At 47.2% G+C, this 8,258-nt stretch carries 4 protein-coding genes; all 4 read right to left on the bottom strand.

Annotated features, from left to right (window positions below):
- Positions 1-7: 7 nt before the first annotated feature.
- Positions 8-3,514, bottom strand: coding sequence for a malectin domain-containing carbohydrate-binding protein (locus tag ACKI5J_RS08385; RefSeq protein WP_407428441.1), 3,507 nt, complete (start codon positions 3,512-3,514; stop codon positions 8-10).
- A gap of 2 nt (positions 3,515-3,516) precedes the next feature.
- On the bottom strand, positions 3,517-6,324 hold the full coding sequence (locus tag ACKI5J_RS08380; protein ID WP_407428439.1) for a glycosyl hydrolase family 95 catalytic domain-containing protein: 2,808 nt from the start codon (positions 6,322-6,324) through the stop codon (positions 3,517-3,519).
- Positions 6,325-6,335: 11 nt separating this feature from the next.
- Positions 6,336-7,904: a glycoside hydrolase family 28 protein gene (locus tag ACKI5J_RS08375; protein ID WP_407428437.1), complete on the bottom strand. Its 1,569-nt coding sequence runs from the start codon at positions 7,902-7,904 to the stop codon at positions 6,336-6,338.
- A gap of 1 nt (position 7,905) precedes the next feature.
- On the bottom strand, positions 7,906-8,258 hold a 353-nt coding region (locus ACKI5J_RS08370; protein WP_407428435.1), incomplete at its 5' end, for a glycosyl hydrolase family 65 protein.

The raw sequence follows: 8,258 nt of genomic DNA, 5'->3' as shown, positions 1-8,258 counted from the left end.
TGACGAACTATTGCACATCGAGTGCTGAGACACTGAGTCCCTCGGCATCAATAGCGATAACTCTGTACTTGTAGGTTCCCGCGTTAATCATCGATCCGGACGTTCCATTCAAGTAGTTCCATTTTCCCGGCTTGCTGGTGGTAAGGTCAACCACTTCTTCTTTTAACAGCGTCCCATCCGCCATAACCAGTTGAAGTTTCGCTTTCATCACTTTCGGCAAGGTATTGGCATACCGTAGCGTCAACGAGTAGGTATCCGCCACTCCTACTGAGAAAGTAAACTCAAGTACATCTCCTGAGGCTTTATAGAAGGTTACCGCATCTTTTTCATTAACAGTAGTAGCCTTAATATTGCTGGTAAATTTAGCAATATGTGATTTATACGTCTCTGACTTCTTTAGATCGAAAGCCGGCTGCAGCGTAGTTGCTGGTAAAACCGCCGTAGTCAATGCTGAAGGAATCTGAACGGACGCACCTTTTCCAAACCGCTTACGGAATACGTTGAATCTGAAGTTCTGTTCGCGACTATTTTCAAGAAAAGACTTCGTGTCTTCGTAATCTTTCAGCCATGCAGGTACGGGCTGACCTTCCGGTAAAGCAACAAATACATCTGCCTCTTCTGCAAGAATAAAGCTCGCTTGTCCGCCGCTGGCCGAGGTCCTGATCCAGTCTGCTCCGTATAACACCGGAGGCAGGGCTGTAAATGCGGGTTCCTGAGCCTGGTTGAATTGGCGGTCTCCGGCATCCATCCAAGTCTCCAGTGACCAGTCTGAAGGCGCCTTGAAATTCTGTATTAAACTTGTGGCTCCGGCGGCTGGCTTAATGTTCTTGTCGGTAGAAGCGATAGCGATTGCTGAAATCAGTGCCTGCCCCGAAAGCACTTTGGGGAACGAAACATTTAGCTTTCCTCCGGTAACTTTGACCTTGAGCGTCTTTTTCAGTGCCTGGTCATGTCCTGCTTCTTTCCATATATCCAGATTTTTCAGATAGGTTTTACCGTTAACCGCTACGTCGAACAATCTGAATCCTGTAGCATCCAGTCCGCCCCCGGTTCCTAACCATGGCTCATTGAAGTACAATTCGACAGTATACTCTCCGTCAGGAACAGGAAAATCAAAGTTAAGCTTCTCTCTTCCGTATCTAAAGGTCTGAAATAACGGCCAATCGGTCGTTCCTTTTATAGGGTCATGGGTTTTACGCTGGCTGGCGAAGAAATCAGGTGTGCCCGGAAAGTCCCTGGTCCATGAATTGGAGCCCCAGGTGTCAGCAGAAGTTTGCTGCCTGTCGGCCTTCCACACGTTTCCATTGCTATCTGTATAATCAGGGCCGCCAAGATTCACACGATACAAATAGTTAAGTTTCTTCTTAGGAGCCGTGAGGTTTTGAGCACCCTCATAGAAGGCATCAAAACGTGGCGACTTCGGCAGGTGATTCAAAACAATATAGTCCTTAGCCACGGCCTTGCCATTCACATATCCGACAGCATACAAGACATTATAGCGGATATCGGGTTTTGACCAGGAGAAGTGTGTTCCTATACCGCCTTTTTTCCTTTTACCCAGGGATACATTGTCGACATCATTGAAAAGCTCCACCTCATCGCAATTGGAATATACCGTGATGCGATCTTTCACTCCCGGAGATTTCCAGCGATTTGCCCAGGTATGTGATACGATATACACCATCGGGTCAGTTTCCTTGGGCGCATAGTTGGATCTGAACATGTAATACACGTCTAAAGGCTCCTCCCATGGAGTTAACAGACCCTTGTAGTTAACCGGACCGATCCTGTCGAGTTCACGAAGGCCTTCGCCCCCCTGCACCCGCCCCGGATTGTCATGTGAGGTAAACAACCAGAAATAATGTCCGGAGGTTTCGTTCTTAACAGAGTCTGCCAGCCGGACCTTCATCTCCATCAGCTGGGTCATGCGGTCTTCACTGAATATTCCGTTTTGATCATATGGTCCTTCGGTATGCAGGTCAAGCGTGCGCCATGCACCATACTCACCGATCAGCACCTGACGTTTAACATCTTCCCCATATAATTTAGGGTCGCCGCCATACGTACCTGTCCAGTTCTGCGGCACGTCCCAGTCAGTCCCTTTACCACCATTACATGTGGTAACCAGGCGCTGAGATGAGGCGGTCGGATCCATTTCCCTGATAATTTCGGTACACTCCCTGGCAAATTCCTCAGGCAGCGTACTTTCATTTTCAAGTCCCCATAACACCACAGACGGACTATTTCTCCGCTCTTTTACCCAATCCCTCATCAGGGTCTTGAAGTTTTTCTTGAACTCCGGATTATCGAACCAGATATGCGCGGCCATTTGCGTCCACAGCAGTATTCCCATCTTATCCCAGTGCTCCTGATACCTCAGGTTATGAGGCTGGTGAGCATCGCGGAAGGAGTTGAATCCTGCGGCTTTCATTTGCATAACACGTGAACGGACTTGCTCAGCACTGAATGCATGACTGCCACCGAGCAGGTGTTCGTACTCCGCAATACCATTGATAAACACCGGCTTTCCGTTCAGAAAGAAGCGCTTATCATTCGATGCGCGTCCAATGGGCCAGCTGATCCAGCGGATACCATAAGGAGTTTCCAGTCTATCGATCACCTTCCCGTTATCTAAGATTTCGGTAACGATAGTATAGAGATATGGGTCTTCGATAGACCAAAGCTGCGGCTTGACGATCTCAGGACTCACATCGCTGATCGTTTCAAGAGAACCAGGCTGCAGCGTCTTCTCCTTGCTGACTTCAAATACTTTTTTACGTTCGCGGTTTTCCAGACGGTTTACAACGCGAAGTTGCTTTGGTGTATTTCCATAATTTTTCACTTCTACAGAGAAGTTGATTTTGGCTGACTCTGCCGAAATCTTATTATCGTTCCAGGCATGCACGCCGAAAGGCTCGATGCGGACCGGATTGGTGACCACCAGATGTACGGGCCTGAAAATCCCCATCGGTTGAGAACCTTCCGAAAAGCCTCTTTCTTCTGAGCCTCCTCCGTCTACCCAGGGCAGGTCACGGATCTCATCCGGATGATCTGCACGCACGGCGAGGGTATTCTTGCCTTTCAGGCGGATAGCTGAAGTAACATCCAGCGTAAAAGTGGTTCTGCCACCGGCATGATAACCTACCTTTTTACCGTTGAGCCAAACTGTGGCATAAGATCCTACGCCTTCAAAGAACAGGAAATAACGTTCGTCCTTTCCTTTAGCCTTTACTTCAAAGTTCTTACGGTACCAGGCATAGCCGTGACGGTTACCCTTAAGTAGTCGCCTGTAACCATGGTAAACGTCCCAGTTGTGCGGTACATCAACCTGCTTCCAGTCAGCGTCCCTAAAGCCCTCAGCCTCGAAGCCATTATATAAGTTCTGGTCAGTATCATGAGCGACGGTTTTCCAACCCTCATTCAAAGATATTTCGCGGCGCACCTGAGCTTCTGTAGTGAAGTTCAGGAAAAGGCCTGCAACAAAGACCAGCAAAAACCGTCGTAAATAGTACATAATTATTTTATTAATTGTAAGGCGGAGTCAATAGAGTACCGCTTTCCACGTTCAGTCGCGAACTTTAATTCTTTACCTGCATATTTCACCGTACAGGTATTACCCGCTTTGGATAATACGGTAAGGTCTGCTAGCTTTCCATCTTTCCATTTCATTTCCAGCTCAAAGCCTCCGCGTGCGCAGAGTCCTTTGATCTCGCCATCTTTCAGTGCTGAAGGAAGCGAGGGAAGAATATCAAGATAACCTGAATGGCTTTGAAGCAGCATCTCCGCAATGCCTGCAGCCCCACCAAAGTTTCCATCGATCTGGAAAGGTGGATGGGCGTCGAAAAGGTTCACGTATGATCCTCCGCCTTTTTCTGCGGGACTGATCAGCATATGAACCATTTTCCAGGCATGATCACCATCTTTGAAGCGCGACCAGAAGTTAATCTTCCAGGCCAGGCTCCATCCCGTTCCTTCATCTCCTCTGTAGATCAGCGATTGCCTTGCAGCCTTCATCATCTCCGGATCTTTATCCCAGGTAATGTCCGCGCCGGGATGCACTCCCCAAAGGTGGGAAACATGTCTGTGCTTATTGGTAGTATCGTCGATATCAACTGTCCACTCCTGCAATTGTCCGAAGCGGCCAATCTTATTTGGTGTCAGACGATCGCGGTTACTTTTCATTATTTTTCGTAATTCGCTGTCTGTGTTCAGTATTTCTGATGCCTCAATACAGGCACTGTAAACCTCGCGGATGATCTGATGGTCCATGGCTGTTCCCATGACCAGGCCACCATGCTCCGGCGAGTTGGTAGGGCCGCTGATCAGGAGGCCTGTAGTAGGATCCTTCACCAGATATGAATTGAAAAACAAAGCCACCTTACGCAGCAGGGGATACGCTCTGTTGCGTAGGAACTCTTTATCCTGGGTATAGTTGTAACGCTCCCAGAGATGGGTGCTTAACCACGCTCCTCCGGCAACCCAGATACCATGGTTAGAATTATTAATAGGTGCTGTTCCTCTCCAGATATCTGTATTGTGATGGACAACAAAGCCCGGGGCATCATAGTATTTCCGGGCAGTTTCCGCACCCGTTTGGCTTAATTCTTCAATCATGTCAAAAAGAGGCTCGTGCATCTCCGACAAGTTGAGGCTCTCGGCCGGCCAGTAGTTCATCTCCAGGTTGATATTTGTGGTGTACTTGCTTCCCCATGATGGTGTAAGCAGGTCGTTCCAGATACCCTGCAAGTTTGCGGGCCGGGTACCGGGACGCGAGCTTGAAATCAGGAGATATCTTCCGTATTGTAAGTACAGCGCAGCGAATGCAGGATCGCTATTCTTAGCAAATTGCTCGATACGCTGATCAGTAGGAAGCGGGCTTTCAGAAGAATTGCCAAAAGACAAAGACAGCCTGTTAAAATATTGCTGATATTCATTCAAATGTTTCTTCAGCAGACCGCCGTAATTTTGCTGTGCCAGCCTTTCCATATCGGCTTTCGCAAGGTCAGCTGCATTAGCAGATACATCTTTAAAATTCTTATAGTTGGTGGCGGCAGTAAGATACAACACCACTTCATTGGCACCACTGATATGGATCTGCCCGTTCTTCACTCTCGTCTTTCCGCCGATCGCGTTTACCTTCAAAATGCTTTCGCCTTTGAGAGCGCCATCTTTAACCTGCAAAGAAAGGCCCAGAGTAGTTGGATCGATTGCACGTACTGCGGATTGCTTATGAGAACTTCTCAATCCGGCCTGAAAGGTTATAGACTGCTTTTTGTCGGAAGTTATACGCACCACCAAGCATTGGTCTGGCTGGCTCACAAAGTATTCTCTCGTATAACGCACCCCGTTGGAGACGTAGGTAGTTTTGGAAATAGCAGTCGTGAGGTCCAGCTCACGTTTGTAATCTGACACACCTTTGGAGGCATCAGGAAACGTTAATAGTAGATCGCCGAACGGCTGGTAGCTAGCCTGATAGGTACCCACCAGAGGCGGATCATCATCCTGAATCATGTACTTCCATGATCTGCTTAGCGTAACCGCCTGCTGCTCTGAAGCACCCTGAGGATACACTCTCAGTGGGCGCGATGTATCCTTGTAACCAACAAGACCACCTTTATCGAAATAGTTTAAAACTTGTATAGCGATGTGATTTACGCCTTTCTTTAGTTTGTCTGCAGATACAACGTACATTCTGCCGTCGGAAGCATTGGCTGTTGTCCCTGCCAGGTGTCCGTTGACATAAGTAAAATCATGATCACGGATCTTGCCCAGATCAAAGACCAGGTCTTTTCCAGCCCAGTCATCAGGAAGCACAAAAGAATTCCTGAGCCACACCGCACCGTCAAGACCTTCTAAGCCAACCGTTTCCCAGCCGTTAATTGCGGGCAACTGTATGGTCTTCCATTTGCTGTCATTGTATTTTGCAGCAGAAGGGTTGCTTTTCAGGCTGGCGAGATCTCTGACTTTCTCTACCCATGGGGCTCTCTCTTCTTCTTTAGACTTGAGGCCCATGAAGTGCTTAGCAGCCAAAGCTTCCGCTTCTTTTTGCTTACCAGCAAAAAGCAAGTGACGTATCTCGTTGAGATATTTTGCGCCATCGGGCATATTGTAATCTCTCGGGGAGCCTGTCCAGAGCGTCTCCTCATTAAACTGAATATGTTCCTGATTAACGCCTCCGAAGACCATAGCGCCTATCCGACCATTCCCAAGAGGAAGGGCATCGGTCCACTGCTTAGCAGGCTGGTTATACCATAACTTAAGGTCTTGTGCCTGCAGGGATCCGCTGAGGAAGCCTGCAAACACAAGACCAAGCGTTAAACGCATGTTTTTTATCATTAATCTAACTTTATCTTTTCTTTTACATCAGCTTCCTGAACGACAACCGTCTTTACATTTCCGAAGTGATTTGCTTTACCTACAATGCCGTTTGTTTTCGCACCCTTAACCTTCAGATACACATCCGTTCCTTTGGCAGGGAAAGCGTTTTGAATCAGCACATCTTCTACATTATTCAGCTCCACAATCGCTTCGCCGGCAACTGGTTTTTGAGATTTAACGTCATCAATTTGAAGTCCGACAACATTTTCTGCCTCAACGACCGGGCCTTTTTTGTTATTGACGCGAACATTGTGAAACTCGATATCCTTAGAATTCTTAATCCTGAAGCCGGTCTGCATATCCATGTTCATGTTATTAAATGAAACGTTCTCAATGGGCATTTCTTCTAAACCATTTAAATATCCGGCACGGTTACCGTGAGCCGTGATATTGCTGAAGTGGATGTTACGGAACGCAGGTGTACGCTCTGATACAGGCTCCACAGTTGTGGTGGCATACTGCAGATCCAGAACGATCGCCTGGTCACGGATATTTCTCATGACCACATTATTCACGCGGATATCTTCAACTACTCCACCACGTCCACGCGCTGATTTAATGCGTAAACCACGGTCTGTTCCGTCAAAAACGCAATTGGAAATAGTGACTCTTCTAACGCCTCCGGACATCTCGCTTCCGATAACTACGCCACCATGCCCCGATAGCATAGTACAGTTGGTAATGGTATGGTTCTCTGCAGGAACGTTCGCTTTTCTTCCGGAACGATCTTTACCTGACTTAATCGTGATACAGTCATCACCCGTGCTGATATGGCAGTCGGAGATATGCACATTACGGCATGACTCCGGGTTTATGCCGTCCGAATTCGGCGAATCAGGGTTATTTATGGTCACTTTGGAAATGGTGACGTTATCACAGTATTGAGGATTAATGGTCCAGAAAGGTGAATTGGTGATAGTAATTCCTTCTATGAGCACATTTTTGCAATCCATCATCTGAATAAATGGAGGACGCAGGAAACCGCGTTCGATCCAACCCGGAAGGTCTGGTGCAAGCACATCTTTATTAAGACGCTTGAATTCTTCCTGCCAGCGGGAGGTAGGAATCTTCTTTACATGAACTTCAGAATAAGCCCACCATTTCTTACCATGACCGTCGATAAGGCCACGGCCCTTAATGGCGATATTTTCCGCATTAATGGCGTAGAACAACGGCGAGAAGTTCATCACATCTGTACCTTCCCAACGGCTTTTCACCATCGGAAGATAATGATCAAAATTATCGCTGAAATGTATTTCAGCTCCTGCATCAATATATATGGTAATATTACTTTTCAAGTGAATAGGGCCGGTAAGATATTTACCAGCAGGGAAGTATACGGTACCGCCACCCGCTTTAGACGCTGCTGCAATTGCCTTTTTTATTGATTCGGTAGCGAGCTTACTGCTATCGTTCTTAGCACCATATTTCAATACGTTGTAATAATCCTGCGCCGAAGCGGTTGTAACATATAAACATGTTACGACGAACGTCAGGATCAAACCTAACTTAGTGTACCTTTTCATTTTATAATTTAGCTTTAACTTCTTTTAACTTTGCTGAATACATGACCTGCTTGCCGTCTGCGAATACGCGGAACCCTTTTCCTTTACCGTACTTCTCACCTGTTTTATCCCACAGAACAGTAATGATCTTGCCGTGGTATAAGACGTTATCCAAACAGAACCAATCCCACTGATTCTGAGGAACAAGAGGTTGGATGTGGAGAGTGTTATCATCTGAGGGTTTTAAGCCCACAAGATCATTGATGATCAGGTCACAGTAACCTGAGTGATTATAGAAACGGCTTCTCGGGTTATCTCCCTTCAACCAGTAACCGGTTTTTTCGTCCTGGTACTCCCCGAGGTAAATTTCCCCAT

This window comes from Arcticibacter sp., from assembly GCF_045629565.1.
GTDB lineage: Bacteria > Bacteroidota > Bacteroidia > Sphingobacteriales > Sphingobacteriaceae > Arcticibacter.
The sequence above is the reverse complement of the archived record's forward strand: the minus strand, read 5'-3'. Positions and strand labels throughout refer to the sequence as shown.